We start from the raw sequence: 25,738 nt of genomic DNA, 5'->3' as shown, positions 1-25,738 counted from the left end.
GCTCCGCGACCTTGATTGGCGGCCTTGTCTCATTGCGGGACGGCGCTTGTCAACGCCGGGGCGGTGTCTTTTCAGGCCAGCTCGATGTTCCGCTGCTCGGCCCAGCTGGTCAATTGCGCGCGCAGATCGCTCGCCCCGCTGTCCAGCAGATCGCGCATCAGCGCCTGCAATTCGGCCGCATCGATCGCGCGGATCATCGCCTTGACCGGCCCGACCGACGCCGGCGTGATCGACAGCCGCCGCACGCCCAGGCCAATCAGCGCCATCGCCTCCAGCGTGCGTCCGCCCATTTCGCCACAGACGCCGACCGGCACCTTGTAGATCTCGCAGATCCGCACCACCCGATCCAGGAAACGCAGGATCGCCAGGCTCAGCCAGTCATAGCGCTCCGCCAGCTTGGGATGGGCACGGTCGGCGGCGAACAGGAACTGAGTCAGGTCGTTGGTGCCGATCGACAGGAAATCGAGCTGCGGCAGCAGCAGGTCCAGCACCTCGGCCAGCGCCGGCACCTCCAGCATCGCGCCATAGCGCACCGCCACCGGCAACTTCTTCTTCTGCCCGATCAGCCATTGCCGCTGATGCTCGACCAGCGTTCGCGCCTCCTCGAACTCCCAGGGCTCCGACACCATCGGGAACATGATGTTCAGCACCTTGCCCGCGCTCGCCTCCAGCAAGGCGCGCGCCTGCGCCTTCATCAGGCCGTCGCGGTCCAGCGCCAGCCGGATCGCGCGCCAGCCCATCGCCGGATTATCCTCATGCTCGTCATCCTCGCGCGTCATGTAGGGCAGCGCCTTGTCACCGCCGATGTCGACGGTGCGGAAAATGACGGGCCGGTCGCCGGCCGCGTCCAGCACATCCTTGTAGAGCCGCTGCTGCTTCTCGCGCTGCGGCAGCGTCGCCGACACCAGGAACTGGAATTCGGTGCGGAACAGGCCGATGCCGTCGGCGCCGACCATGTCCAGCGCCTGCGCATCCTCGCGCAGACCGGCATTGACCATCAGCTCGATCCGCGCGCCATCCTGCGTCACCGATGGCAGGTCGCGCAGCGCGGCAAATTCCGCCCGCCGCTTCTGGGTGATGTGCAGCTTGGTCTCGAACGCCTCCTCCATGTCGGGCGTCGGCCGGATCAGCAGCGCATTTTCGGCGACATCCATCAGGATCAGGTCGCCTTCATTGACCCGGTGGCGAATGTCGCGCACCCGGCCCAGCACCGGCACGCCCATGGCGCGGGCGACGATGGTGACATGGGCGGTCAGCGACCCTTCCTCCAGGATCACGCCCTTCAGCCGCCGCCGGTCATATTCCAGCAGCTCCGCCGGCCCCAGGTTGCGCGCGATCAGGATGGCGTCCTGCCGCAACCCCAGTTGCGCCGCCGTGCCCAATTGCCCGGACACGATGCGCAGCAGCCGGTTGGCCATGTCCTCCAGATCGTGCATCCGGTCCTGCAACAGCGGATCGTCGATCTGGCGCATCCGCATCCGGGTGCGCTGCTGCACTCGCTCGATCGCCGCCTCGGCGGTCAGGCCGCTGTCGATCGCCTCGTTGATGCGGCGGATCCAGCCCTCGTCATAGGCGAACATCTTGTAGGTTTCGAGCACCTCCTGATGCTCGCCCTCGGTCCCGAAATCGGCCGTGCCGGTCATCCGGTCGATCTGTTCGCGCATCTTGGCAAAGGCGGAAATGACCCGCTGCCGCTCCGCTTCCGTATCCTCGGCGACGGTATGCTCGATATGGACGCGCGGCTGGTGGAAGACGACATGGCCCCGCGCCATGCCCATCACCAGTTGCAAGCCGGTCATGATGTTCGATCCGGTTTCCTGTACCCGCGCATCGGTCGGGCCGTCATCGGCCAGTTCGGCATTGGCGATCAGCTCGGACAGCACCATGGCCACCGTCTGCAGCGCCTCGATCTCGACCTCTTCATATTTGCGCGGCTCGACATGCTGCACGCACAGCACGCCCAGCGCGCGCTCGCGCCGCACGATCGGCACGCCGGCAAAGCTGTGGAACAGTTCCTCGCCGGTTTCCGGGCGATAGGAAAAGTCGGGATGGGCGGCGGCCTCGTCCAGGTTCAGCGGCTCGACATTGGTGGCGATCAGCCCGACCAGCCCCTCGCCCTTGGCCATGCGGGTGACATGCACCGCCTCCTGCTTCAGGCCGCGGGTCGCGAACAGTTCCAGCACGCCCTCGCGCACCAGATAGATGGAGCAGACCTCGCTCGACAGCGATTCGCCGATGATCTCCACCACCTTGTTCAGCTTGGCCTGCGCGCTGGTGCGCGCCGCCATCACCTCCTGCAGGCGGACGAGGATCTGGCGGGCGGCGGCGGCGGGCGTACTGGGCATGGCAAATCGCTAACAGATGGATGGCTTTCTTTCCAAGCGCTTTCCTCGCGATATGTTCATGAACCCCGCAGAAAAGCACGATTGTTGCGCATCGCTGATAAGCTAGGTCATCTTCCTCATTTGCGTGGCGGATACATGCTGTACATTCGTCTAACGCCGCAAAGGCAGCATCAAGCATGTCTGGGAGTCAGGGATCATGGAAACGACCACGCCAACGGAGTTTGAACAGGAGCTTCTGGACCGCGGCTATTCGCGCCGCCAGCTGGCCAAGGTGACCGCGCTGCTCGGCGCCGGCGCCGTCGCGATGCGCACCGTCGGTGCCGCCGCGCAGCAGGCCGCCAAGCCGGTCGAAGGCGCGGTCCGCATCGGCGCCAACGAATGCTGGACCGGCCCCTTCCCGGTCGCCGCCGAAGCCGCCTTCAAGCTGGTGACCGAAGGCAATCGCTACGAACCCGACAATGAGCATGAAAAGCTGTTCGCCGCCGTCGCGCAGGTCGAAGGCATCCCGGCCAACCGCATCGTCGCCTGGCCCGGCTCGTCCGATCCGCTGAGCCGCGTCGCCGTCGCCTTCGCCTCGCCGACCAAGGGCATCGTCACCGCCGACCCGACCTATGAAGCGATCTGGCGCACCGGCGCCTGGCTCGGCGCCAAGGTGACGAAGGTGCCGCTGACCAAGGACAATGCCCATGACGTGAAGGCGATGCTGGCGGCGGATCCCAATGCCGGCGTCTATTATATCTGCTCGCCCAACAACCCGACCGGCACGATTACGCCGATCGGCGACATCGAATGGCTGGCCGCCAACAAGCCCAAGGATTCGGTGCTGGTGGTCGACGAAGCCTATATCCACTGGACCGACACGCCGCGCGCCGCCAAGCTCGCCGCCACCCGCGACGACGTGCTGGTGCTGCGCACCTTCTCGAAGCTGTTCGGCATGGCCGGCATGCGCCTCGGCCTCACCTTCGCCGCGCCGTCGCTGATGGAAAAGATGATGCGCTATGACGGTGGCCAGGTCACCGCCATGCTGCCGATGACGGCCGTCGCCTGCGGCACCGTCTCGGTCGCCCAGGCCGATCTCATCAAGGCGCGCCAGGCCGAAATGGCGGCCAACCGTGACAAGGCGATCGCCCATCTGACCAAGAAGGGGATCAAGGTGCTGCCGGGCAGCATGGCGAACATGTTCATGGTCGACTGGGGCAAGCCCGCCAAGGACATGCAGGCCGCCCTGCTGACGCAGAAGGTGCAGATCGGCCGCAACTGGCCGATCTGGCCCAATGTCTCGCGCATCTCGGTCGGCTCGGCCAGCGAAATGGACGCCTTCTGCAAGGCCGTGGATGCGGTCTGGAAGGCCTGATCTGACCTGACCTTACGAAAAAGGGGCTGCGGCACGCAAAATAAAGCGTGCCGCAGCCCCTTTTGCATTGCGGAAATTGTTTCCGCCTTCGTTTCTCCAGACGAAATCCAAGGCATTTCGCAGGAAAACAAGGGGACAATCGGCATGACCATGATGTTGGACAAGGAAGCGCGGGAAGACCTGATCGAGCGCGGCTATTCGCGCCGCCAGCTTGCCAAGGTTGCCGCCCTGATCGGCGCCGGCGCCGCGATGCACGAAATGCTGGCCGCGCCCGCCTTCGCGCAGCAGCAGGCCGCCCGCGGCATCAAGGGCGCGGTGCGCATCGGCTCGAACGAATGCTGGACCGGCCCCTTCCCCTCGGGCGTCGACGCCATCGCCAAGGCCGGCGCCGTCGGCAACTGGTATGACCCCGACAATTATCGTGGCGACCTGGTCTCGACCATCGCCAAGGTGGAGGGCATTCCCGAAGCCCAGGTGATGCTGTGGCCCGGCTCGGGCGGCCCGCTGGTCTCGACCGTCGCGGCCTATTGCTCGCCGACCAAGGGCCTGGTGACCGCCGACCCGACCTTCGAATCCGCCTGGCGCACCGCCGATTACCTCAAGGCGCCGATCGCCAAGGCGCCCCAGGCCGTCGGCAAGGGCCATGACGTCAAGGCCATGCTGGCCGCCAACCCGAACGCCGGCCTCTACTATATCTGCACGCCCAACAACCCGACCGGCACGATCACGCCGATCGCCGACATCAAGTGGCTGCTCGACAACAAGCCGGCCGACGCCATGCTGCTGGTCGACGAAGCCTATATCCACTTCTCGGACGCGCCCAGCGCCGCTTCGCTGATCGGCAACCGCAAGGACATCATCGTCATGCGGACCTTCTCGAAGCTGTTCGGCATGGCCGGCATCCGCCTCGGCCTCACCTTCGCCGATCCCGAAGTGCAGAAGCGCCTGATGCTGTTCGGCCCGTCGGCCGGCGGCCTGTCGATCACCGCCATGGCCTGCGGCAACGCCGTCTATCCCGAAGCTGCGCTCATCAAGGCGCGCCGCGACGAGATGATCGCCGCCCGCGACCAGACCATTGCCTGGCTCACCAAGAAGGGCATCGAAGTCCAGCCGGGCAGCCAGGCCAACATGTTCATGGTCAACTGGAAGAAGCCGGCCAAGGAAATGCAGGCCGCCCTGCTCGCCTCGCCGGAAAAGGTGCAGATCGGCCGCAACTGGCCGATCTGGCCCAATGTCTCGCGCGTCACCGTCGGTTCGGCCGAAGACATGACGAAATTCTGTGCGGCTGTGGACAAGGTCTACAAGGCCTGAGCCACGGCACCCCATAGCAAAGCCGTCACGAAGGAGGGGCGTCCGGACACCGGGCGCCCCTTTTCATATCAGGGCGCATCGCCTTCCTGACTGTCCAGCGCCTTGCGATCCTCATGCGACACGAACTCGCAGGTCAGCAATGTCCGCCCGGCCATGGCAGGTCCCTGCCGCGCAACGACGGAAATCAGCCCCATCTCGCGCATGTCCTGCGCCGCATCGTCCAGTTGCCGCGCAAAGCCCAGGCTCGACGCGCCGAACAGGCGGCTCTTTTCCCTGGCAAGCCCATAACGGGCGGCCGCGGCCTCCGCGACCTCGCCATCCAGCAGCACGCCAACCGACATGCCGGCGAAGACCACCGCCCGCGCCACAAAGCCGTCCCGCTCGATCGGCGTGGGCAGCGTATAGATCGCCGCCCCCAACATCGATGTATCTGCTTTGGCGACCTTTTCGGCGGCTTCATACAGGGCGGTCGCGCTGTCGGTCGAATAGGGCGGCTGGCACAGCGCCGCGCCGAAAAAGTCCGGTGCCTCCTGCGCAGCGGCGGGCGTCCCCAGCAGGACGCCGATCGGCGCCACCATCCGGGCAAGGAAAGAAAATTTGCTCATCCACGCCAGATGCGCATTTTATGATGGATTTTCAATCAGGTTGAAGGGGCAGGCCGCCATCAGCCGCCCCTTTCCCGCTCAGAATATCTTCCGCACCGACAGCATCAGCGTCCGCCCTTCGGGATCGAGATAGGCGGGCTGATAGGCGACGGGCGTCGCACCCGTGCCATCGGTCACCTTCTGACGCCGGTTGAGCAGGTTGCCGACGGTGAAACTCACCCGCATGCCCCGCGCCCAATCCTGCCCGCGGAACCGGTTGGCCATGTTGGCGAACAGCCGCAGGTCGAACGTCACCAGCTGGCCAAAGCGCAGGTCGCCACCCGACGCCGTCTGGTCCCCGGTCACATGCGACGCGCTCTGCCAGTTGCCGTCCAGCCGGATGCCGACGCCATTGTCGATCACGCCACTGCTCAGCTGCACCTTGTGGCGCGGCTGCGGACTACCGCCCAGCGTGCCGCCGTTCAACAGGTCGACCCATGGCCCCCCCTCGCTCAGCAGCACCGCGTCGCGCAGCATGATGCTGTGATAGAGCGAGAGCTGCAGCCGCGCGCCATTATCGCTGCCGCCGCCGAACGGACCGCCACCGGGCGGACCGAAACCGCCCCGTCCGCCCGGCCCACCGGGACCGCCCGGACCACCAGGTCCACCGCCGGGCGGCGGACCATCGGGCGGCCCCATGCCATCGGGCGGAGGGCCAGGCGGCGGACCAAAGCCATCCGGCCCGCCAAAGCCGCCGGGCGGCCCCATCGGCGTCGCATCATCGGGCCGGTGGCCGTCGACCAGGATCGCATCCTGCTCGGCATCGGGACCACCGCCGGGCGCGCCCTCTGCGGGCTGCCCGTCGCCACCCTCCGCCTTTGGCGCCGCCATCTGCGCCTCATCGCCCTGCACCGCCGCCCGCCGCCATGGCGGCACGAAGCCGGCCGGCGGCTCGGGCCGCTTGGGCTTGCGCAATATCTGCGTGAAATTGAGGCCCCAGCGCAGCTGCTTTACCTCCTCGCGCGCGACATTGACGGACCGTGTGTCGATCCGCATCAGCATCCCGTCCTCGTCGCGGCTGTAGCGATCGGGGAAGGCTGCCTCCAATGCGGAAGACACGCCGGTCAGGCTGATGATCGCGTCGCGCGTCTCGCTGCTCACATAATTGGCCGACAGGCTCAGGTTGACCTTGGTGAGCGGCTTCACCGTCGCGCCCAGCTTGAACTGGTGGCGATTGTCGGCGGTCAGCGCCGGATTGCCGCCGCTCACCTGCGTCACCGTCACGCTTTGCCCGCGCACATAGTCATAGACGCGCACATTGCTGGTCGTGATGGTCGGGCTGTTGCGCTGGTCCAGCGTCGGCGCGGTCCGGTCATTATTGACCGCCGCGATGATGGTGATGCCGGTGCGCGGCGTCCAGCTGAGGCCATAGCCCAGCGTGCCGAGCGCGCCATAGTCGGAAACCTGCGTCACCGACGCGTTCATATTGGCGGTCAGCGTTCCCAGCACCGGCAGGAAGCCATTGCGCCGGCTGGCGATCGGCAGGTCGAAACTGATCTGGGCGCCGCCATTGGTGCGGCTCGCGGTCCGCTGCGACATCACCCCGTCCAGCGTGCTGGACGATCGCAGGCTGCTCGTGTCGCCGCTCAGGCGCAGGTTCATGCCGACATTGCCGGCCGGCAGCTTGAACAGCTTGCCATTGATTAGCAGGCTGGCGCTGCCCGTGTCCTGCAACGCACGCGCCTTCTGCGTACCCATGGCCCCCAGCAGGCTCGCGGGCAGCACGCCATCGGCCGCCACATCGCCCGCGTCCAGCGCCGCCTGCACATCGTCCAGATCATAGCCGCGATCGCTGTCGGTCCGGCTATCGCTGTGGCTGTAGCTGCCGATCACCGACATGCGCCAGGTCTTGGACAGGTCGATATTCAGGCTGACGCCGCTGCTCAGCGTCAGCGCGCGCGTGTCCTGATGCAGCGGATCGAGCGACAGGATGCGGTCGACCGTCTCGTCGCCGTCGGTCAGGCTGCCGGTGGGCAGGCCATTCAGCGCCTTGCTTGTCTTGTAGTCCGCCCGCCCGTTCCAGGACAGGTTCGCCGTCCCGCTCAACTGATGCGCGACCGTGGCGTTCAGCATGTAGCTGCGGGTGGCGGGCGACAGGGTGCGATAGGCACGGTCGTCACTGACCCGCCCGGTCGGATCGCCCGCCGCCTCCGGATCGACGATCACATCGCGCTCGCTTTCCAGCAGTGAGGCGGAGGATTTGGCCCGCGCGGTCACACTCACCCGGTCATTGTCGCGAATGCGGGTATAGCCGACATCGCCGGCCAGATTTTCGCCCTGCCCCGCCGTCGCGATCCCGCCGCCCGCATTGGCGACCTGCGATCGGAAGCGGCGGTGCAGGATGATGTTCACCACCTTGCGCTGCGCATCATAGCCATATTTGAGCGCGACCTCCTCGGGCAGGATGTCGAGCCGCAAGATCGCCTCGGTCGGCAGGTCGCTGACCTCGTTGACGCCCGAAATCCGCTTGCCGTTGACCAGCACCACCGGACCGTCATCGCTGCGCCCCTGGTTGCTGCTGGTCTGCGACGCGATCTCGTCCAGCAATTCGCTGACCGTGCCGACGCCATAGGCATCGATGTCGGCACGGCCGAGCTGGTTCTGCGCGGGAATATCGCCGATCACCGCGCCCGGCGGCGCCTGCCCGGTGACGACGATATCGTCGCTCGCCACGCTCTGCGCCGCAGCGGGCGTCGAAAGGGAGAACAGGCTGCATCCGGCGAGCAGCAGGGCGCTGCCCGCCCGACGGCAGGACAAGGATAGGCAAGGCATCGGCATCAATCCCGTCAGTTGCGCGGCGGTGGTCCGCCCGCGCCGCCCGGTCCACCGGGCCCACCACCGGGACCACGCCGCGGCATCAGGCTGCGCATCTCCTCGGCCGACAGTACCCCGTCATGATCGGCGTCCGCCGCATCGAAGCGGGCATGTTCGAACGCCAGCACTTCCTCCAGCGATGCGCCGGCATCATAATTGCTGTTGGCCTGGGCGATCGCGCTGGCATTGAGCGGTTCGATCAGCCGGCCCAATATCGCATCCTCGGGGTCGTCGCCCAGCTTGGGCATGATCGCCTCGGCCACCGGCCCGCCCTGATCGCCCATCGCGCCCGTTTCCGACAAGGCTACCGATCCCATGCTGCTTTGCCAGGCCTGGAACTCGGCCAGGCTCAGCGTGCCGTCATGATTGCTGTCGATCGCGTCGAAACGCGTGCGGATGATCGCTTCGCGCCGCGCCTGCACCACCAGCCGCAATTCGTCGATCGTCACCATGCCGTCGCGATTGCTGTCGGCTTCGGCAAACATGGCGGTCACGATCCTGTCGATCTGGCTGCGCTTGATCGGCTTCATCTCGCGCGGCTTTTGCAGCCGGCCTTCGCCGCCACCGGGAGGGCCGCCGCCGCCGCGCGGGCCACCGCCCATGCCTCCCCCCATGCCGCCGCCGCCCATGCCGCCACCCATGCCCCCCTGGGCCAGCAACGGCGCCGAACAGAGCAGCAGCGCCGCCCCGATCATCATCTTGCGCATCGCGCCTCGTCCTTCTTCATGAAAACAGGAACGGGGCGGCGCCGTCCCCCGGCACCGCCCCGCGTCGATCGCGATCAGAGCGTGCAGCGCACCCGCTTGCCGCGATAGAGATAGCTGTCCAGCCTGGCGTCATAGCTCTTGTAGCGATTGCGGCAGGCCTTCTGGTGCGCCGCGCCGGTCGAACGGCCCTGGGCCTTGGCGGACTGGGCCTTGGCCGGCTGGGCCTTTACCGGAGCAGGCTTCTTGGCCGGCGCCTTGCTGCTCACCGGCTGGCTCGCGCCATGATGCGGCGCCTGCGCCATGGCCGGCGCGCCCAGCGTCGCCATCAGCGCGGCGGCGCCCAGGGTCAGGAGCGAGGGATAAGTCATGTCATGGCCTTTCATCTGGGTGGAAAATCTCCGCCCCGTCTGTGGCCACCCGATTTTGCCCCGTCATTTCACGAATATTTCAGAAGCCCGCGCCTTATTGCCTTCCTCTGTCAAAGACTTGGCCCGGCAAGCATACGGCGCGCCCGCATCACAGCCGCCTTGCCAAATTCCCGATATGCGGTATCCAATCCCGCAAATTGAACTTGAAGTGGGAGGATGGGATGCGGTTGAGGCAGGCAATGATCGGGCTGGCCCTCCCCCTGCTCGTCGCAGCGCAAGCACCCTCGCCCGCCAGCTGGACCGACCCGACCACCGGCCACCGCATCGTCCGCGTCGATGACCGGCCGGGCAATTATGGCCTCTATTTCAATTATAATCCCTTCACCCCCGACGGAAAGCGCATGGTCTATCTGACGCCGGAGGGGATCCGCGTCACCGACACCAGCAACTGGCGAACCCGGCTGGTGCTGAAGGAAAAGGTCGACCGGCTGCTGTTCGTCGGCCACCGCGCCAATGTCGCTTATTATACCACCAACCCGACCGGCAGCAGCGAGGGCGAGCCGTCCTTCATCGTCTGGTCGGTCGATCTCGACAGCGGCAAGCGCCGCCGGATCGCGGCAATGCCGGGCGGCCGCATCGAATCCATCAATGCTGACGACACGCTGCTTGCCGGCCATCGCGAACTCGCCCCGCCGCCGCCCGCCATCGCCGCCCAGGGCAAGCGCGATCCGAAAACCGGCTCGCCCAGCTATAGCGGCACCGACGATCAGGGCCGCCCCCTCTCCTTCGCCGCCGCCAAGGAAAAATGGATGGAGGCCCGGCTCGCCGCCGGCGTGCCGATGGAAATCTTCGCGATCGACATCGCCACCGGCCAGCAGCGCCGCATCACCGCGTCGAAGGACTGGCTCAACCATGTCCAATTCTCGCCGACCGATCCTGATCTGCTCATGTATTGCCATGAAGGCCCCTGGCAGCAGGTCGACCGCATCTGGACCATCCGCACCGACGGCAGCGCCAAAACCAAGGTGCATCAGCGCATCCTGCAGGGCGAGATTGCCGGCCATGAATATTGGGCGCCCGACGGACGCACCATCTGGTACGACCTCATCATGCCGCAGGGGATGCGCTGGCTCGCCGGCCATGACGTCGCCAATAGCGCGCGCCGCTGGTATGCGATCCGTCCGGGCCAGGGCTCCTATCATTTCGCCTCATCGCCCGACGGCCGCAGCTTCTCGGGCGACGGCGCCAATGACGGCAAATATATCAGCCTCTTCCACCCCCGCCCCGACGACAATCCCCGCGCCCGCAACACGCTGGACGGCGACACGCTGATCGCCACCGGCACGCTGGAGACGGAACGGCTCGTCGATCTCGCAAGCCACGACTATACGCTCGAACCCAACCAGCATTTCACGCCCGACGGCAAATGGCTGGTCTATCGCAGCAATGTCGCCGGCAGCCCCGCCATCTACGCCGTCGAAATCGCGAACCCCCGCTAGGCCGCGGGCGGACAAGCCCGGCGCCCGCCGAATGGCGAGGATGGGTGGGAAGCTGGCCACCTGTTTCATAGGGTCATCCCCGCGCAGGCGGGGATCCATCTCCCCAGCGTCGGACCAGATGCAAGATCAGGAGATGGATTCCCGCCTGCGCGGGAATGACGGAAAGGGGTGGGAAGCGGATAGTCCGGTTTTGAGTTGCCGCCTTGGCATAGCAGCCATTCGTGATGCAGGTTATTATTGGCTTCTCAGCTTGGGGAGAATGCGTTGGACCTCGAACATGCAGAAAATCTTTTGATCATCCTCATTGAGAACTGCCGTCGTATCTTGGCCGCTAACTTCGGTGTTGATCGAGCCGAAGCTGCCATGTTCGAGGTTGTTGATCTCGTGCGAGAACATCCGGGCCTCAGGCAATTGCTCTTAGCCAAGGTCAAGAGTGCGTTGGCGAAGGATCTTGGGGCCGAAAATTCACCCGATGAGATACCGAGTGAATTGATAGAACTTGCGGCTCACGAATTTCGCTGGCCAGAGTTTGTAACGCTTGCTTCTGATCGCGTGGCTCGCTTCCCAAATGCTTGGTGTGACACTGGACGACGTATCGCAGACGCTATGGTGGATGGATGGGAAGACCGTGAATTTTACCGGCGCTACAGGCCTATCTGACAGCGGCTATCAGGTGCGCCGCTATGGCTGATGAACGACCACAAATGGTCGTTTGCAGACCGTCCGAATTTGTCCCAGCGGCGCACAAGCAAAGAATAGCGTTTAATTGAAATCGCGACATCGCGCGGAAGGGTAAATACTCCCTTCAGCCCATTCCCTCATATTCCGGTAACAGCTTCCCCGTCAGGCTGTCGCCGCGGCGCGCCCGCATTCCTTCCTGCCGGACCCTTGCCATGCGCCGCCTCACGACCAGCTTCCTCGACAGCGCCTTTGGCCATGGCGCGGACGGCCGCCCGCTGTTCATGCCCTTCGGCCTGATCGGCGGCCAATATGCCATCCCCGACATGGCCACCGCGCAGCGCCTGCGTCGCGGCGTCGCGCGCCTGCTGCCGCTCGCCCTGCTGCCGATATTCTGCCTGTTCGCGCTGTTCCTGCCGCCGCTGCGCAACGCCTACGCCCTGCCGCTGCTCGGCGCGATGGCGGTCAGCTTCGCGCTGTTCAGCATCACCTTCTTCCTCTGGGTCCGCCACGCCACGCGCGGCCTGCACCGCGTCGATCACGCGCAACGGGGCATGCCCGCCCTGCTCGATCCGGACGAGGCGCTCGCCCGCCGCCTGCTCGACCGGGTCCGTCCGCCGCGCACCCGCTCGGCCGAAGAGACGCTGGGCGCCCTGGCCGGTTTCGCCTGCCAGATGCTGCTGCGCCATCGCGCCGAACAGGAAGGCACCCCCGCCCCGTTGATCGAGGTCGCGACCCATGACGGGCGGCTGCGCTATTTCGGCGATGCCCTGAATGGCCTGCTCGCCGAATATCCCGGCTCGCTCTGGGCGGGCGTGGGCGATGGCAAGCCGCAACTGCTGCTCGGGCCGATCTTCCGCGAGATGACCGATGCCTGTGTCGGCGACTCCCGCGACTATGCCGACATGATAGGCCTGCTCCAGCGCCACTGGAGCGCCACCGCGCTGATCCTGCGCGGCCAGGGCGTGGATATCGAACGCTGGCCCGACCTGTTCGTTCGCGCGCTGCGGGAACTGGTGCAGGAAGGCGGCGACACATCGCTGCGCCCCGCCCTGCTCTTCATGCGCGCCGCCATCGCCATGTCGAAAATGGACCCGGCGGAAATATTGGTGCCCGACCAGCCCGTCGGCGATCCGCTCAGGCGCTCGCGGCCGACGTCTCGCACAGCGCCTTGAACTGGGCCATCATCTCGTCCCAGCCGGGATGGAAGCCCATTTCCTCATGCCGCGCCTTCGCCTCCGCGTCCCAGTGGCGCGCTGTCGCGGTGAAGCGGGTGCCATCGCCCTCCGCCGCAAAATCCCAGATCGCGGTCATGAACGGGCTCTGCGGTATCCAGCCGGCGGCATAGGCGTCGGTGGTGACGATCCGCGCGCCGGGCACCACCTCCAGGAAAATGCCCTCCATCGGCCCGGTTTCCTCGCCATTCGGCCCGAACATCTGCACCGCGCTGCGGCCGCCGGGGCGCATATCCTCCTCGATCACCTCGGCGCGTCAGGGCTTGGGACAGAACCATTCGTCCTTCAGGTCGGTCCACACCTTCCAGCAAATCTCGCGCGGCGCCTCGATCAGGCAGGTGACCGACAATTCATGCTCCGCCCCGCTCATGCCGCCTCTCCCAGGAACGCCGCGTGCATCGCGCCGCTGTCCAGCTTCTGCATCGTCATCATCGCCTGCATCATGCGGGCAATGCCGGCGCGGTCGCCGCTATGATAATTGTCCATGATCTGGCGCGTCACCAACTGCCAGGAGAGGCCATATTTGTCGGTCACCCAACCGCACGGGCCGGCCGTGCCGCCGTCGCCGGTCAGCCGATCGAAATAGCCGTCCAGCTCGGCCTGGTCCGCGCATGCCACCGACAGCGATATCGCCTCGTCGAAGGTGAATTGCGGCCCGCCGTTCAACGCCTGATAGCTTTGCCCGAACAGGCTGAACTCGACCAGCAGCACGCTCCCGCCCGGCAGGGGCGAAGGCGACGGATTGACCTCGGGATAATAGCTCACATGGTCAACCGATCCGCCGAAGACCGACACATAATAATGCGCCGCCTCCTCGGCCTGGCCGTCGAACCACAGGCAGGGCGAAATCTTGTCCATCACCCCTCTCCCTTGCTGCCGACCAGCGCAAACATCGCGCCCTGCGGATCGGTCGCCTGGATAATCCAGGCGCCACCCGGCACCTCCATCGGCCCCTGTAGCACCGTGCCGCCACCGGCCGTCACCCGCGCGACCGCCGCATCGATGTCGCCGACGGTGAAGTAGAACAGCCATAGCGGCACCGGCATCATCGGCGGCACCGGCATGATGCCGCCGGTCATGCCGTCAAAGTCCGTCGAGCCGGTCTGCGAGACAAGCTGGTAACTGCCCATCTCGCCCATATCCATGGCCTCGCCCTTCGACCAGCCGAGCTGCCCGGTATAGAAGGCCAGATCCTTGTCGAAATCGCCGGCATATAGCTCGTGCCAGCCGACATGGCCCGGCGCCATTGGCGGCGGCGCATCCATCCCCTCGGGGCTTGATCCCTTGAGCAGCATGAACACCGCGCCGCCCGGATCGGCCAGCACCGCAAAGCGGCCGACGCCCGGAATATCCTCGGGCGGCCGCTTCACGCTGCCACCCGCCCCGCTCAGCCGTTCGGCATCCGCATCGACATCGGCCGACCCGACATAGCCGCCCCACCAGGGCGTCATGCCGCACTCCTTCGCCTCCGCCGGGATCGCCATCACCCCGCCCAGCGCCCCGGCGCTGCCGGAAATCACCTGATAAGGGCCGTCGGGCAGATCGCCGCCAAACGGCTCTGCCGTCCAGCCGACGACATCGCCATAAAAGGCCAGCGCCGCCTTGGGATCGCTGGTCATCAGTTCATACCAGAAGAATTTGCCATTGAAGTCGGTCATCGTCCGTCTCCCGAAAACACGAGTTCCAGGATTGATCGTCATTGCGGTCAGGTGGAGCCGAAAAGCGTGATTTTCGAGTAACGGAGCGCAGCGTACTTAAAGTACGTGAGCACCGGAACGCAGAAAAGCGCGCTTTGCAGGCCCGCCTGGGCGGAATGGCGGTCAATCTTACTTGTGGTCGACCAGCACCTCGAACCCGCCATAGATCAGCCGCGCGCCGATGAAGGGCATGTCCTCGCCTTCCTTGGGCTGCATGCGCTCATCCTTCATCACCTTCTCGGCGCCGGCATCGCGGGTCGCCTTGTCGGGCCATTCGATCCAGGAGAAGACGACCTCCTCATCCTCTTCGGCGATGACGGCGGTGCGGAAATCATTGACCTTGCCGGGCTTGATGTCGTTGCCCCAGCATTCGACCACGCGCAGCGCGCCATATTCGATGAAGATCGGCGCGGCGAAGGCAGCGACCTCCTTGTAGCGTTCCTTGTTGCCCTTGGGCACCGGGATCACGAACCCGTCCATATAGCTCATCGTCTCTCTCCTTCTGCAAGGTCGTCGACATCAGGCGTCGGCAGTTTCTCCCTGGTTCGCGGCCATCGCGGCGGCGACATCCATCCACATCACTTCCCAGATATGGCCGTCCAGATCGGCAAAATTGCGGCCATACATGAAGCCATGATCCTGCTTGGGGTTCGGCTCGGTCCCGCCCGCCGCCAGCGCCCTGTCCACCGTCGCGTCCACCGCATCCCGGCTCGTCTCGCTCAAACACAGCAGTACCTGCGCGGTTTCATGGGCATTGGGGATCTTGCGCGGGGTAAAGCCGGCGAACCGTTCATGGGTTAGCAGCATCGCATGGATCGTCTCGGAAAAACTGATCATCTGCGCGCTGTCATCGGCGAAATCATTGTTCCGCACGGCGCCGACCGCTTCATAGAAGGCGATCGCGGCGGGCAGGTCGGTGACAGGCAGGTTGACGAAGATCATCTTCGGCGCGGGCGCATCGGCCATCGTCTCTCTCCTCATGCTTTCATGGCGGCGCGCACCCCGAAAAATTCCGGACTTGAGTCGCCGACTTGAACTTTGTGCGCCCGAAGATTATATTATGCAACAGACAAGTTAGAAAAGATAACCAATGAGTCCCAATCCGCGCAAACGCGCCTATCAGGATGGCTGTGCCACCGCCCACGCGCTCGATCTGATCGGGGATCGCTGGGCGATGCCGATCATGCGGGAATTGCTGCTCGGCCCCAAGCGCTTCACCGACCTGCGCGCCAGCCTGCCCGGAATCAGCGCCAATGTGCTGACCCAGCGGCTGGAGGAGCTGGAAGCGGCCAGCATCCTTGTCCGCCGCCGACTGCCCCCGCCCGCCGCCAGCCAGATTTACGAGCTGACCGAATGGGGCCGCGAGTCGGAAATATTGTTCATGGTGCTGGGCCGCTGGGCCTGCCAATCGCCCACGATGCAGCCGGGCATGCCGATGAGCCAGGTGTCGGTGGTGATGTCGATGCGCACGATGATCGATCGCGCCGCGATCGGTGATCTCGAAGCGACCATCGGCTTCCGCTTCGGCGAGGAGGAATTTCGCGCCACGCTGCACGATGGCGATTTCCGCATCGACCGGGGCGACGCCGCTGGCGCCGATGCGATCTTCACCGGCGACCAGAATGCCCTCGCCGCGATCGTCTATGGCGGCCAGTCCTTCGCCGCGATGGCCCCGGCCCTGCAGGTAGAGGGCGACCGGGCGCTGGCGGAACGCTTCGTCCGCCTCTTCCCCCTGCCGCCCAAGGCGCCCTCCACCGTCAGCCAGGCGACGCCAGCTTCATCATGACAAGACCGGAGAGGATCAGCGCCGCCGCCGCCAGCCGCGCCGGGCTGATCGCCTCGCCCAGGAAGGCGACGCCGACGGCAAAGGCCCCCAGCGCCCCGATCCCGGTCCAGATCATATAGGCGGTGCCCAGCGGCAGGCTGCGCATCGCCATCGACAACAGGCCGAAACTGGCGATCATCGCGCCAAGGGTGATGAGGCTCGGCACCAGCCGGGTGAAACCATGCGACTGCTTCATCGCAAAGGCCCAGACGATTTCCAGCAATCCGGCAAAAAACAGGGCAATCCAGGCCATGATGGCGCTCCTTCACAAGGGGCGCCGGGCCGTCCCGGACTTGAAACCCGCATGGCGGGGGAGGACGTGGCCTCGCTTGACGAAGCCCAGATAGTCCTCTCCCATGCGGGAGGCAAGCTTTGCGGGCCTCAATGCGCCCCGTTCAGCATCCCGAACACCTGGTCGAACTCGCCGCGCTTGGTCGCCTCGCTCAGGAACTTGACGCGCTCGACATGGATTTCGGCCGGGGTCGGCTCCTGCCGCAACAGGCCCATCGTCTCGCTGATGAAATCGGCCAGCGGCATCATCTGCGGATTGTCGGCATGACCCGGCATCAGGTCGGTCTGCACGCCCGGCGGCACGATCTCCACCACATCGACGGCCGTGCCCTTGAGCTGCTCGCGCATCGCCAGCGACCAGCCATGGATCGCTGCCTTGGTCGCGCTGTAGGTCGGCGTCGCCGCCAGCGGGACGAAGGCCAGGCCCGACGACACGGTCAGGATCGTCGCGCTCTTCTGCGCCAGCAGATGCGGCAGCAGGGCATGGGTCAGGCGGATCGGGCCGAGCAGATTGGTCGCCACCGTCGCCTCGGCGATGGCGAGGTCGATCTGGTCCTCCGCCACCATGATGCCGGCATTCAGCAGCACCGCGTCGAGCGCCGGAAAATCGGCGACCAGCTTTGCCGCGAAGGCCGCGATCGCCGCCGGATCTTCCATGTCGATCACCATCGACGCCATGCCAGGGTGGGCCGCGACCACCTCGTCGAGCGCCGCCTGCCGCCGTCCCGCGATGATGACCTGGTTGCCCGCCGCGTGAAATTCATGCGCCAGCGCCGCGCCGATGCCCGAACCGCCGCCGGTGATGAGGATGGTGTTGCCGGAATTTTTCATGGGGAAAGCTCCTGTGACTGGTTGCTTGCCCACTAATTTAGCCCCACACTCTCTTTTGGAAAGAAGGCACCGTAAAGTGCCATAGTCACCCAAAGGTAAGAAATGGCAAATCCTCTGGAATCCCGCTTCGCTACCGCTGAAATAGCGGCCGCCGAGCGCTATCTCGACCATGATCCGCCGACCGAACTAGATCCGCGGGTGGAGCGACTCGTCAATGAACTGATCGGCCGGGTGGCCGACAAATGGACGATGCTGATCCTGGAACTGCTGGAGGAGCGCGGCACGCTGCGCTTTACCGAGATCGGCCGCGCGGTCGAGGGGATCAGCCAGAAGATGCTGACCCAGACGCTGCGCCAGATGGAGCGCGACGGCCTGCTCACCCGCACCGTCCATCCGGTCGTGCCGCCGCGCGTCGACTATGCCCTCACCCCGCTCGGCAACAGCCTCAGCGCCGCCTTCTGCGGCGTATGGGTCTGGGCCGAACGCAATCTCGCCACGGTCGAGGACGCCCGCGCCCGCTTCGACGCGCGCGACGCCTGACCGGCGATCAGCTTTCGGGCGGCGCGGGAACCGGCTGCAACGGCAATTTGGGCGCCTGCACCTGCGGCTGGGTCGGCACCACCGGCGGCGGCGCGCTCGGCGTTCCCGGAACAGCCGGGGTCGGCGCAGACGGAGCCGGAGCAGCAGGCGCGGGCGCGGAAGCCGGCGCATCGGGCAGGATCATGTCCGACGGCCGCTGCATCGGCGTGGCCGGCACCTGCCCCATCGGCGCGGGCGCGGTCGGTGCCGGCGGTTCATGGTCGTTCAGATCATCGCCGCCGACCGGGCCGACCAGCTTCACCGTCGCGCCGAAGCGCTTGCGCCATTCCTCCAGCCGCCGCAGATAATCCTCATATTCCGCCCAGAAATCGCGGAAGGGCTGTTCCAGCTCGTCCAGCGCCTTGGGCGCATAGGCGGCCAGCGCCTCGGGCGTCAGCCCGTTGATGATCGTCATCGTCGCCACCGCCTTCTGGCAGAAGGCCTTCTGCGCCGGCGGCAGGGCGAAGAAATTATAGACCAGCGTGTTCAGCACTTCGCGCATGCGGATCGCGCTGCTGCCGTAACGCTGCTGATAGCTGACCTCCAGCGTGTCGTTGGCGCGCTTCAGCGACGCGCCATGCACGGTCAGCATCTGGTTATACAATATGCGCGTCTGGCCATTGGTCTCGGGACAGCCCAGCGCCGCGACGTTCAGCCCCATGCGCACATGCCACAGCGCCTGGTCGCCCTGGGAATCGCGATTGGGGGTGATGAACTTCCCGGCCTCGTCCTTGTCCGGCGGCACCATGTCGGGCGCGGAATTGCGCGGCGGGGTCGGCATTACCGTAGGCACCACCGCCGGCGGCGGCGTGGGCGGCACTTGCTTCACCGGCGTCGCACAGGCCGCCAGCGCCGTCAGAGCAAGCAGCGACAGACGGGAAGACAGGGAACGTGGCAGGAACATCAACTACTCCGACGATCTGGCCCGGCCAACATGCCGGGCATTTCCACCGGAGGAAATATGCTTAACGCGCAGCCAAGGACGGCCCCGCCTGTGGTTCACCGCTGAACCCCCGCCCGGTTGCTGTTAAAAGCCCGCTATCCCAATTGGTTGCAATGCGGCAAGCCGAGCATCGCGAAAAAGGCCGGAAATAGCCGATTTTTCTCAGTCGGCGCGCGCCAGCAGGCGCGGCATCGCCCCCTTCGGCACCGTCACGCCATCATCGGCGATCAGGTCCGCCCGGCTCAGCCGGACCTCCAGCACCACCGGCGCCATCGCCAGCGTCCGCCCCGAACGCCATGCGGCCAGGTCGGTCTGATAGCGGGCATAGGCATCGAAGAAATCGGTGAAGGGCTTTTCCAGCGCGGCGAGGCCGGTCGGCGCATAGGCCAGCAACTGGTCCGCGGGCAGGCTGTTGACGGTCGCCCCCACCCGCACCGCCTCCGCGCAGAAGGCCGCCTGTGCCGGCGGCAGCGCAAAGAAATTATAGACGATAGTGTTCAGCCGCTCGCGCTGCGCGATCGCGCCGCCGCCGAACTGCCCCTTAAATTCTCCCTCGACCTGCGCATTGGCCCGCGTCAGCGCCGCCCTGTGCCGGGCCAGCAGCGCATTATATTGCAGCCGCGCCGCGTCACCGTTCCCCTGGCAGGACAGGGCCGCCACATTCAGCGCCATGCGCATATGCCATAGCGTCGCCGGCCCGCTCAGATCGCGGTTGGGCGTGACGCGCTGACCATCGGCGCCGACCGGCGGTATCTGCATATTGGCTGTCGCGCCCATCGGCGGCAGCGGCTGGGGCACGGGCTGCGTCCGCACCGGCACAGGCGGCGGCGCAACCGCCACCTCCCGCTGCCCCGCGCAGCCCGACAGCAGCGCAATCCCGCCCAGCGGGCACAAGAGCAGGTGACGGATCGAGGCACGCATGGACGGTCTCCGGCAAATCTGATGCCGGAAACCATGCCCGATATTGGTTAAAAGCCGATAAAGCCTGTTTTTCAGGCAGCGAGGATCAGGCCGCGCGGCGTTCCAGCGCCGTTGCGGCCTGCGCCATCAGTTCGGCGATGATGTCGGCGACCGGCTCTTCCTTGGTCACCATGCCGACCGACTGGCCCGCCATCAGCGACCCGCCCTCGACATCGCCGTCGATCACCGCCTTGCGCAGCGCGCCGGCCCAATAATGCTCGATCTGCAACTGCGCCTCGCCCATGTCGACTGCGCCGCTGTCCAGCAGGTTGGCGACTTCGCGCTGCTTCGCGGTGAAGGCTTCGGTGCCGGCATTTTTGAGCGCGCGCACCGGGATCACCGGCAGGCGCGGGTCGATCTGCACGCTCGCAATGGCATCGCGCGCCGACGCGCGGAAGAAGGCCTTCTTGAACGCAGGATGGGCGATGCTCTCGCTCGCGCAGGCGAAACGGGTGCCCAGCTGCACGCCGGCGGCGCCCATTTCCAGATAGGCGGCGATCGCCTCGCCCCGGCCGATGCCGCCAGCCACGAACACCGGAACCTGCTGCGCCATTTCGGGCAGGATTTCCTGCGCCAGCACGCTGGTCGCGACCGGGCCGATATGGCCGCCCGCTTCCATGCCCTCGACCACCAGCGCGTCGACGCCCGATCGCACCAGCTTCTTCGCCAGCGCCAGCGCGGGCGCGAAGCAGATCAGCTTGGCGCCATTGGCCTTGATCGCCTCGATGCTGCCCTTGGGCGGCAGGCCACCGGCCAGCACCACATGGGATACCTCATGCTTGGCGCACACCGCGATCAGGTCGAACAGCTGCGGATGCATGGTGATCAGGTTCACGCCGAACGGCTTGTCGGTCAACGCCCTGGTCGCCGCGATTTCCGCGTCCAGCAATTCGGGCGACATCGCGCCACAGGCAATCACGCCGAAACCGCCGGCGTTGGAAATGGCCGACACCAGATGCCGCTCGCTGACCCAGCTCATCGCCCCGCACAGGATCGCGCTCTCGCAGCCCAGAAATTCGGTGCCGCGGGCCATCAGGGAAGCGAGTTTGGCAGTGGTCATCGTCATATCCTACAACATAAAAAAGCCCCTCCCTTTCAAGGAGGGGTTGGGGTGGGTAGCGAGCGAAGCGAGCTTCCTCCCTATCCACCAAGGCAGGCGGCGATTGCTGACGCAATCGCACCCACCCCCATGCCCCTCCCTAGAAGGGAGGGGAGTATGTCTGTCAAGCCGCCGGGGCGTCCAGACCATAGGCGGTATGCAGCACGCGCACCGCCAGTTCGGTCTCGTCCTCGTCGATCAGCACCGAAACCTTGATCTCGCTGGTGGAGATCGCCTCGATGTTGATGCCGCGTTCGGCCAGCGTCTTGAACATGGTGGCGGCGACGCCGGCATGGCTGCGCATGCCCACGCCCACGACGCTGATCTTGGCGACTTCGGTGTCGGTGATGATCCGGCGGAAGCCGATCGCGTCCTTGTTCGCTTCCAGGATGTCGACGCTGCGGGCCAGGTCCGCGCGCGGGACGGTGAAGGTGACGTCGGTCTCCTCATTGTCCTTCGAGTCATTCTGGATGATCATGTCGACGTTGATCGCCGCATCGGCCAGCGGGGTGAAGATGCTGGCCACCGCGCCCGGCTTGTCGGGCACGCGGGTGACGATGATCTTCGCCTCATTCTTGTCATGGGCGATGCCGGTGATGAGCTGACGTTCCATCTTGGTTTCCTTGAGCTTGGCTTCCAGTTCCTCGTCGCTCACGATCAGCGTGCCGGGGAGGTCGTCCTGGGTGGGATCATCGAAGGAGGAAAGCACCTGCACGACCACGCCTTCCTTCATGGCGAGGCCGACCGAGCGGGTCTGGAGCACCTTGGCGCCGACCGAGGCCAGTTCCAGCATTTCCTCATAGGTGACGAGGTCCAGCTTGCGGGCACGCGCCACGATGCGCGGGTCGGTGGTGTAGACGCCGTCGACGTCGGTATAGATGTCGCAGCGATCGGCCTTGACCGCCGCGGCCACCGCAACCGCCGACGTGTCCGAACCGCCACGGCCCAGCGTCGACACGCGGCCATCGTCCATCATGCCCTGGAAACCGGGGATGACGGCGACCTGGCCGGACTGCATCGCCGCGATCAGCGCATCGGTCTCGATCGTGCTGATGCGCGCCTTGGCATGGGCCTCGATCGTGCGGATCGGCAATTGCCAGCCCAGCCAGCTGCGCGCGTCCACGCCGATCGCCTTGAGCGTCATCGCCAGCAGGCCGCTGGTGACCTGTTCGCCCGCCGCCACGACGACATCATATTCGGCCGGGTCGTAAAGCGCCGAGGCTTCCTTGCAGAAGCCGACCAAGCGATCGGTCTCGCCGGCCATGGCCGATACCACGACCGCCACTTCATGGCCCTGGTCGACGACATGTTTGACGCGCGCGGCCACGTTGCGAATTCGCTCCATCCCCGCCATGGAGGTGCCGCCGAATTTCATCACGATGCGCGCCATTTGCTTGTCGAACCTGTCCTTTAAGCGTTTTCGAAGCAGGTGGAACACCTGCTGACTTCAGAAAACGCGACCAACAAAAGATATGGAGCAGCCGAACCGATGCAATCGGATCGGACATTGCTCCAATTGTGAAACAAAATGTCCCAAAGGGGCAAAACGGCTGCCCTATTAGCAGCCGCGACGGATATGGCAAGCAATCCCGCCATCCGCTCGCCCTCCTTGCAGCCACCCGCGCTCCTACATGCCCCGCCTTCAAAGACATAGCTATGACAGCTTGGCACATTGGCCTTCCCGCCGCCCGCTGCTAGAACCGCGGCACGGGTGCTTCGCCACCCAGCAAGACCCAAGGTGCATGATGACTGAGACGACCGCGACGATCGACCCGAAGGAAGCCGCCCATTTCGGCACCATGGCCGCCGACTGGTGGGATCCCAAGGGGTCGAGCGCGATGCTGCACAAGCTGAACCCGGTCCGCCTCGCCTATATCCGCACCGCGATCGATCGGCATTGGGACAGCGACGATCATGGCTTCCGTCCGCTCGGCGGCAAGCGCGCGCTCGACGTCGGCTGCGGCGCCGGCCTGCTGGCCGAACCGCTCGCCCGCCTCGGCGCCAGCGTCACCGGCCTCGACGCCGCGCCCGAAAATATCGCCGTCGCTGTCGCCCATGCACAGGGCCAGGGCCTCGCCATCGACTATCGCGCTACCCCGGTCGAACAGGTCAGCGACAGCGGCTATGACCTCGTCACCTCGATGGAGGTGATCGAACATGTCGCCGATCCCGCCGCCTTCGTCCGCGCCCTCGCGGCCAGGCTTGCGCCCGACGGGCTGATGATCCTGTCCACCCCCAACCGCACGCCGATGTCGCGCCTCGCCATGATCACCATCGGTGAAAGCATCGGCGGCATTCCCAAGGGCACGCATGACTGGTCCAAGTTCATCACCCCCGATGAACTGACCGCCCTGCTCGAAGACGCCGGCCTTGAAGTCACCGACAGCAGCGGCCTTGCCTTCGATCCGGCGCGCGGCTTCACCCTGTCGGCGAACACAGCGATCAACTATCTGCTGACGGCGCGGCACAAGGGCTGACGAAGACTCGGGCGCGCCAGCCTCAAGTCGACCGTCCCGCCATGGTCGACATGTGCCCCCGCCATCCTGCGCCAGGCCGGCCCGCGCGCCGGAATAACGCCCCGCTTTCCGGGACTTCCTCCCTTCCCCTGCCATCCAGCGCCAGAGAGGCCGCCCAAGAAACGCTGTTCTCACGAAAAGCATTTGCAACTAAATTTTAATTTCCAAACATCTTAAGCATCTAAATGGCAAATTCATTTACCAAATTGTCATTTCATCTTTCGCCTGATAAAAAATGCGGGTGCAGACATTGCCGGGTCGCCGTCTGCACCTTCGACCGCATGCGGGCCGACCAACGACGTCCTTCCCGCCCCCGGCCGATCATCCGCTCTCAGGAGATCGAAACATGAAACTGCTTTTCTGCCTCTGCCTTGCCGTGCCGCTGCTGCTGCCGGCCGCATCCCGCGCCCAATCATCCGCCCCCTCGATCGACGTGACGGCGCCCACCACCGCCCCGCCCACGCTCGACCGCTGGGTCGAACGCACCGGCAACATCCTCTCCAACCGGCTGCGCTATCCCACCATCCTGTCCGGGCCGGAGGAAGGCATCGTCCAGGTCAAGTTCGCCTGCAGCGACAGCGGCGCGCCGGCCGGCATCGCCCTGCTCAACTCGTCCGGCTCGCGCCAACTCGACAAGGCGGCGATGCGCGCCATCCAGAGCATCCCGACCCTGCATCCGCTGCCCGCCGGCATCGGCGCCGGGCAGAATTATGTCGCCACCATCCTCTTCGCCACGACCCAGGCCAGCTACAATCGGCAGATCCGCGATCTCCAGCGGCAGGCGCTCGACAATAATGCCCGCTTCGCCCGTCGCGCGGGTGGCCCCGCCATGGCCATCGCCCTGCTCGACACGCCGGACACCCCGCGCGCCGCCAACTGAGCTAGAGCATCGTGCGCAAAAGTGGGAACCGGTTTTGCGCTTAAAACGATGCGGCAACAGAAACTTAGAGCGCGCGACCTGCGTCGGATATAACGCAGCGCGCTCTAGGCTCTGCGGGCGCGTGAAAGGGGCGCGCCCGCAGTCCCCCTCGCTGCGCCCCGTGCGTTGCACTGCCCGCCGGCTGATGGCATCACCAGCCGATCGGGACAGCCGCTTGAGCCCGCGGCACAGCGAGGGGGATCATCCTATGGCCATGGATCCGCGGATCGACGCCTATATCGCCGCCCAGGCGGACTTCGCCCGCCCCATTCTCGACCATATCCGCGCGCTGATGCACGCCGCATCGCCGGACATCGGCGAAGCGGTCAAATGGGGCATGCCCTTCTTCACCTACAAGGACCAGAATCTCGCCAACATGGCCGCCTTCAAGGGCCATGCCGCCTTCGGCTTCTGGCATGACAAGGTTGGCAGGGAAGATGCCAGCGACGACGCCATGGGCCAGTTCGGCCGCCTCACCGCCCTTTCCGACCTCCCGTCCGATGCCGCCATCGCCGGCCTGATCGCCCAGGCCATGGCCCTGATCGACGCCGGCGATCGCCCACGCACCGGCCCCAAACCGCCCAAAGCGCCTTTGCCCGTCCATCCTACCTTCGCGACCGCCATTGCCGCTGCCCCGGCCGCCGCCGCCATCTGGGCCGCCTTCCCACCCGGCAAGATCCGCGACTATTGCGAGTGGATCAATGAGGCGAAGACCGAAGCCACCCGCGACAAGCGCATCGCCCAGGCCGTCGACTGGATTGGCGAGGGCAAGGGCCGCAACTGGAAATATGAGAAGAAATAGGGATCTACTTCCGTCCCTCCCGCGGCTCTGCGGGCCAGCAATTGGTGCAGCGCCGCCAGCAACTGACGCCCGGCATCGCGGCCGCGGGCTTCAGCCCCGGTTCGGGATGCAGCCCCGCCAATATCTCCGGCGAGACACCCTCTGGCGCGGCGCGGCTGTGGCACATCAGGCATCGGGCGCGATAGGCCGCGCGCGTCAGGCCGGAATGATCCTCCTGCGCGCGCGGCCGATCCGGCATGGCGAACAGCATGCCCGCCACCCCCATGAAAATGGCCATGCCCCGCGCGCATATCGTGCGGGGCATGGCCATCCTGTTCGGCG

At 65.8% G+C, this 25,738-nt stretch carries 26 protein-coding genes and 1 pseudogene; 10 read left to right on the top strand and 17 right to left on the bottom strand.

Translation table 11 applies throughout. From position 1 onward, the window contains the following. Positions 1-71: 71 nt before the first annotated feature. A complete protein-coding gene (gene ptsP, locus E5554_RS09970; protein ID WP_004208020.1) occupies positions 72-2,345 on the bottom strand; it encodes a phosphoenolpyruvate--protein phosphotransferase in 2,274 nt (757 codons plus the stop codon). Between the two features lie 196 nt (positions 2,346-2,541). Here ptsP and E5554_RS09965 point away from each other — a divergent pair, with 196 nt between their 5' ends. Next, the gene (locus E5554_RS09965; RefSeq protein WP_136186681.1) at positions 2,542-3,699 is read left to right on the top strand and encodes a pyridoxal phosphate-dependent aminotransferase; all 1,158 of its coding nucleotides are present in this window, start codon (positions 2,542-2,544) and stop codon (positions 3,697-3,699) included. Between the two features lie 144 nt (positions 3,700-3,843). Then, complete coding sequence (locus E5554_RS09960) at positions 3,844-5,010, top strand: pyridoxal phosphate-dependent aminotransferase (protein WP_125998088.1); 1,167 nt, start codon at positions 3,844-3,846, stop codon at positions 5,008-5,010. 68 nt (positions 5,011-5,078) lie between these two features. Here the strand turns inward: E5554_RS09960 and E5554_RS09955 are convergent, their stop codons facing one another. The 4 genes from E5554_RS09955 to E5554_RS09940 all read right to left on the bottom strand — a co-directional run bounded on the left by E5554_RS09955 (position 5,079) and on the right by E5554_RS09940 (position 9,543). Next, entirely contained in the window at positions 5,079-5,615 is a 537-nt protein-coding gene (locus E5554_RS09955) for a hypothetical protein (protein WP_136186680.1), read from the bottom strand. Between the two features lie 78 nt (positions 5,616-5,693). Then, the gene (locus E5554_RS09950) at positions 5,694-8,426 is read right to left on the bottom strand and encodes a TonB-dependent receptor (RefSeq protein ID WP_136186679.1); all 2,733 of its coding nucleotides are present in this window, start codon (positions 8,424-8,426) and stop codon (positions 5,694-5,696) included. A gap of 14 nt (positions 8,427-8,440) precedes the next feature. After that, positions 8,441-9,175 carry an EF-hand domain-containing protein gene (locus E5554_RS09945; protein WP_136186678.1) on the bottom strand — a complete coding sequence of 245 codons (735 nt, stop codon included), beginning with the start codon at positions 9,173-9,175 and terminating at the stop codon, positions 8,441-8,443. A 74-nt stretch (positions 9,176-9,249) separates the two neighbouring features. Beyond that, positions 9,250-9,543 (bottom strand): hypothetical protein, encoded by a 294-nt coding sequence (locus E5554_RS09940; RefSeq protein ID WP_247594421.1) that lies wholly within the window; start codon positions 9,541-9,543, stop codon positions 9,250-9,252. Positions 9,544-9,782: 239 nt separating this feature from the next. Here E5554_RS09940 and E5554_RS09935 point away from each other — a divergent pair, with 239 nt between their 5' ends. From E5554_RS09935 to E5554_RS09925, 3 genes are all read left to right on the top strand, one after another. After that, positions 9,783-11,042, top strand: a complete 1,260-nt coding sequence (locus E5554_RS09935) for an oligogalacturonate lyase family protein (protein WP_136186676.1) — start codon at positions 9,783-9,785, stop codon at positions 11,040-11,042. Positions 11,043-11,306: 264 nt separating this feature from the next. After that, the gene (locus tag E5554_RS09930) at positions 11,307-11,702 is read left to right on the top strand and encodes a hypothetical protein (RefSeq protein WP_136186675.1); all 396 of its coding nucleotides are present in this window, start codon (positions 11,307-11,309) and stop codon (positions 11,700-11,702) included. Positions 11,703-11,935: 233 nt separating this feature from the next. Further along, positions 11,936-12,895 (top strand): hypothetical protein, encoded by a 960-nt coding sequence (locus E5554_RS09925; protein ID WP_136186674.1) that lies wholly within the window; start codon positions 11,936-11,938, stop codon positions 12,893-12,895. On the opposite strand, the pseudogene E5554_RS09920 reads toward E5554_RS09925, so the two are convergent. The 5 genes and pseudogenes from E5554_RS09920 to E5554_RS09900 form a co-directional block, all read right to left on the bottom strand. Next, positions 12,858-13,325 (bottom strand): annotated as a pseudogene (locus E5554_RS09920) (SRPBCC domain-containing protein). The gene E5554_RS09925 and the pseudogene E5554_RS09920 overlap by 38 nt on opposite strands. After that, positions 13,322-13,813 carry a VOC family protein gene (locus E5554_RS09915; protein ID WP_010337558.1) on the bottom strand — a complete coding sequence of 164 codons (492 nt, stop codon included), beginning with the start codon at positions 13,811-13,813 and terminating at the stop codon, positions 13,322-13,324. Before E5554_RS09915 ends, E5554_RS09920 begins: the two are co-directional and overlap by 4 nt. Further along, entirely contained in the window at positions 13,813-14,613 is an 801-nt protein-coding gene (locus E5554_RS09910; protein ID WP_136186673.1) for a VOC family protein, read from the bottom strand. Before E5554_RS09910 ends, E5554_RS09915 begins: the two co-directional genes overlap by 1 nt. 168 nt (positions 14,614-14,781) lie before the next feature. After that, on the bottom strand, positions 14,782-15,141 hold the full coding sequence (locus E5554_RS09905; protein WP_136186672.1) for a DUF1428 domain-containing protein: 360 nt from the start codon (positions 15,139-15,141) through the stop codon (positions 14,782-14,784). 30 nt (positions 15,142-15,171) lie between these two features. After that, positions 15,172-15,618 (bottom strand): VOC family protein, encoded by a 447-nt coding sequence (locus E5554_RS09900; protein WP_004208034.1) that lies wholly within the window; start codon positions 15,616-15,618, stop codon positions 15,172-15,174. A gap of 124 nt (positions 15,619-15,742) precedes the next feature. Here E5554_RS09900 and E5554_RS09895 point away from each other — a divergent pair, with 124 nt between their 5' ends. Continuing rightward, positions 15,743-16,438, top strand: coding sequence for a winged helix-turn-helix transcriptional regulator (locus E5554_RS09895; protein ID WP_136186671.1), 696 nt, complete (start codon positions 15,743-15,745; stop codon positions 16,436-16,438). Here E5554_RS09895 and sugE read toward each other — a convergent pair. Then, the gene (sugE, locus tag E5554_RS09890; protein WP_017501361.1) at positions 16,410-16,730 is read right to left on the bottom strand and encodes a quaternary ammonium compound efflux SMR transporter SugE; all 321 of its coding nucleotides are present in this window, start codon (positions 16,728-16,730) and stop codon (positions 16,410-16,412) included. The two genes, E5554_RS09895 and sugE, sit on opposite strands and share 29 nt — an antisense overlap. Before the next feature lie 128 nt (positions 16,731-16,858). After that, complete coding sequence (locus tag E5554_RS09885) at positions 16,859-17,599, bottom strand: SDR family oxidoreductase (RefSeq protein ID WP_136186670.1); 741 nt, start codon at positions 17,597-17,599, stop codon at positions 16,859-16,861. A 102-nt stretch (positions 17,600-17,701) separates the two neighbouring features. Here E5554_RS09885 and E5554_RS09880 point away from each other — a divergent pair, with 102 nt between their 5' ends. Next, the gene (locus E5554_RS09880; RefSeq protein WP_136186669.1) at positions 17,702-18,139 is read left to right on the top strand and encodes a helix-turn-helix domain-containing protein; all 438 of its coding nucleotides are present in this window, start codon (positions 17,702-17,704) and stop codon (positions 18,137-18,139) included. 7 nt (positions 18,140-18,146) lie between these two features. Here E5554_RS09880 and E5554_RS09875 read toward each other — a convergent pair whose 3' ends face one another. The 4 genes from E5554_RS09875 to E5554_RS09860 all read right to left on the bottom strand — a co-directional run bounded on the left by E5554_RS09875 (position 18,147) and on the right by E5554_RS09860 (position 22,570). After that, on the bottom strand, positions 18,147-19,082 hold the full coding sequence (locus tag E5554_RS09875) for a hypothetical protein (protein WP_136186668.1): 936 nt from the start codon (positions 19,080-19,082) through the stop codon (positions 18,147-18,149). A gap of 201 nt (positions 19,083-19,283) precedes the next feature. Next, positions 19,284-20,042 carry a hypothetical protein gene (locus E5554_RS09870; RefSeq protein ID WP_136186667.1) on the bottom strand — a complete coding sequence of 253 codons (759 nt, stop codon included), beginning with the start codon at positions 20,040-20,042 and terminating at the stop codon, positions 19,284-19,286. Between the two features lie 85 nt (positions 20,043-20,127). Further along, positions 20,128-21,141 carry a nitronate monooxygenase gene (locus E5554_RS09865; RefSeq protein WP_017501365.1) on the bottom strand — a complete coding sequence of 338 codons (1,014 nt, stop codon included), beginning with the start codon at positions 21,139-21,141 and terminating at the stop codon, positions 20,128-20,130. A 163-nt stretch (positions 21,142-21,304) separates the two neighbouring features. Continuing rightward, positions 21,305-22,570, bottom strand: a complete 1,266-nt coding sequence (locus E5554_RS09860; protein WP_004208043.1) for an aspartate kinase — start codon at positions 22,568-22,570, stop codon at positions 21,305-21,307. 352 nt (positions 22,571-22,922) lie between these two features. Here E5554_RS09860 and ubiG point away from each other — a divergent pair, with 352 nt between their 5' ends. The 3 genes from ubiG (at position 22,923) to E5554_RS09845 (ending at position 25,417) form a co-directional block, all read left to right on the top strand. Then, a complete protein-coding gene (gene ubiG, locus E5554_RS09855) occupies positions 22,923-23,657 on the top strand; it encodes a bifunctional 2-polyprenyl-6-hydroxyphenol methylase/3-demethylubiquinol 3-O-methyltransferase UbiG (protein ID WP_136186666.1) in 735 nt (244 codons plus the stop codon). Positions 23,658-24,042: 385 nt separating this feature from the next. Further along, a complete protein-coding gene (locus tag E5554_RS09850) occupies positions 24,043-24,576 on the top strand; it encodes an energy transducer TonB (RefSeq protein WP_125987420.1) in 534 nt (177 codons plus the stop codon). A gap of 247 nt (positions 24,577-24,823) precedes the next feature. Further along, positions 24,824-25,417, top strand: a complete 594-nt coding sequence (locus tag E5554_RS09845; RefSeq protein ID WP_136186665.1) for a YdeI/OmpD-associated family protein — start codon at positions 24,824-24,826, stop codon at positions 25,415-25,417. A 4-nt stretch (positions 25,418-25,421) separates the two neighbouring features. On the opposite strand, the gene E5554_RS09840 is transcribed toward E5554_RS09845, so the two are convergent. Next, positions 25,422-25,694, bottom strand: coding sequence for a hypothetical protein (locus E5554_RS09840; protein WP_136186664.1), 273 nt, complete (start codon positions 25,692-25,694; stop codon positions 25,422-25,424). Positions 25,695-25,738: the final 44 nt, after the last annotated feature.

The sequence above is a fragment of the Sphingobium sp. PAMC28499 genome (assembly GCF_004795815.1).
In the GTDB taxonomy this organism is placed as follows: Bacteria; Pseudomonadota; Alphaproteobacteria; order Sphingomonadales; family Sphingomonadaceae; genus Sphingobium; species Sphingobium yanoikuyae.
The sequence above is the reverse complement of the archived record's forward strand: the minus strand, read 5'-3'. Positions and strand labels throughout refer to the sequence as shown.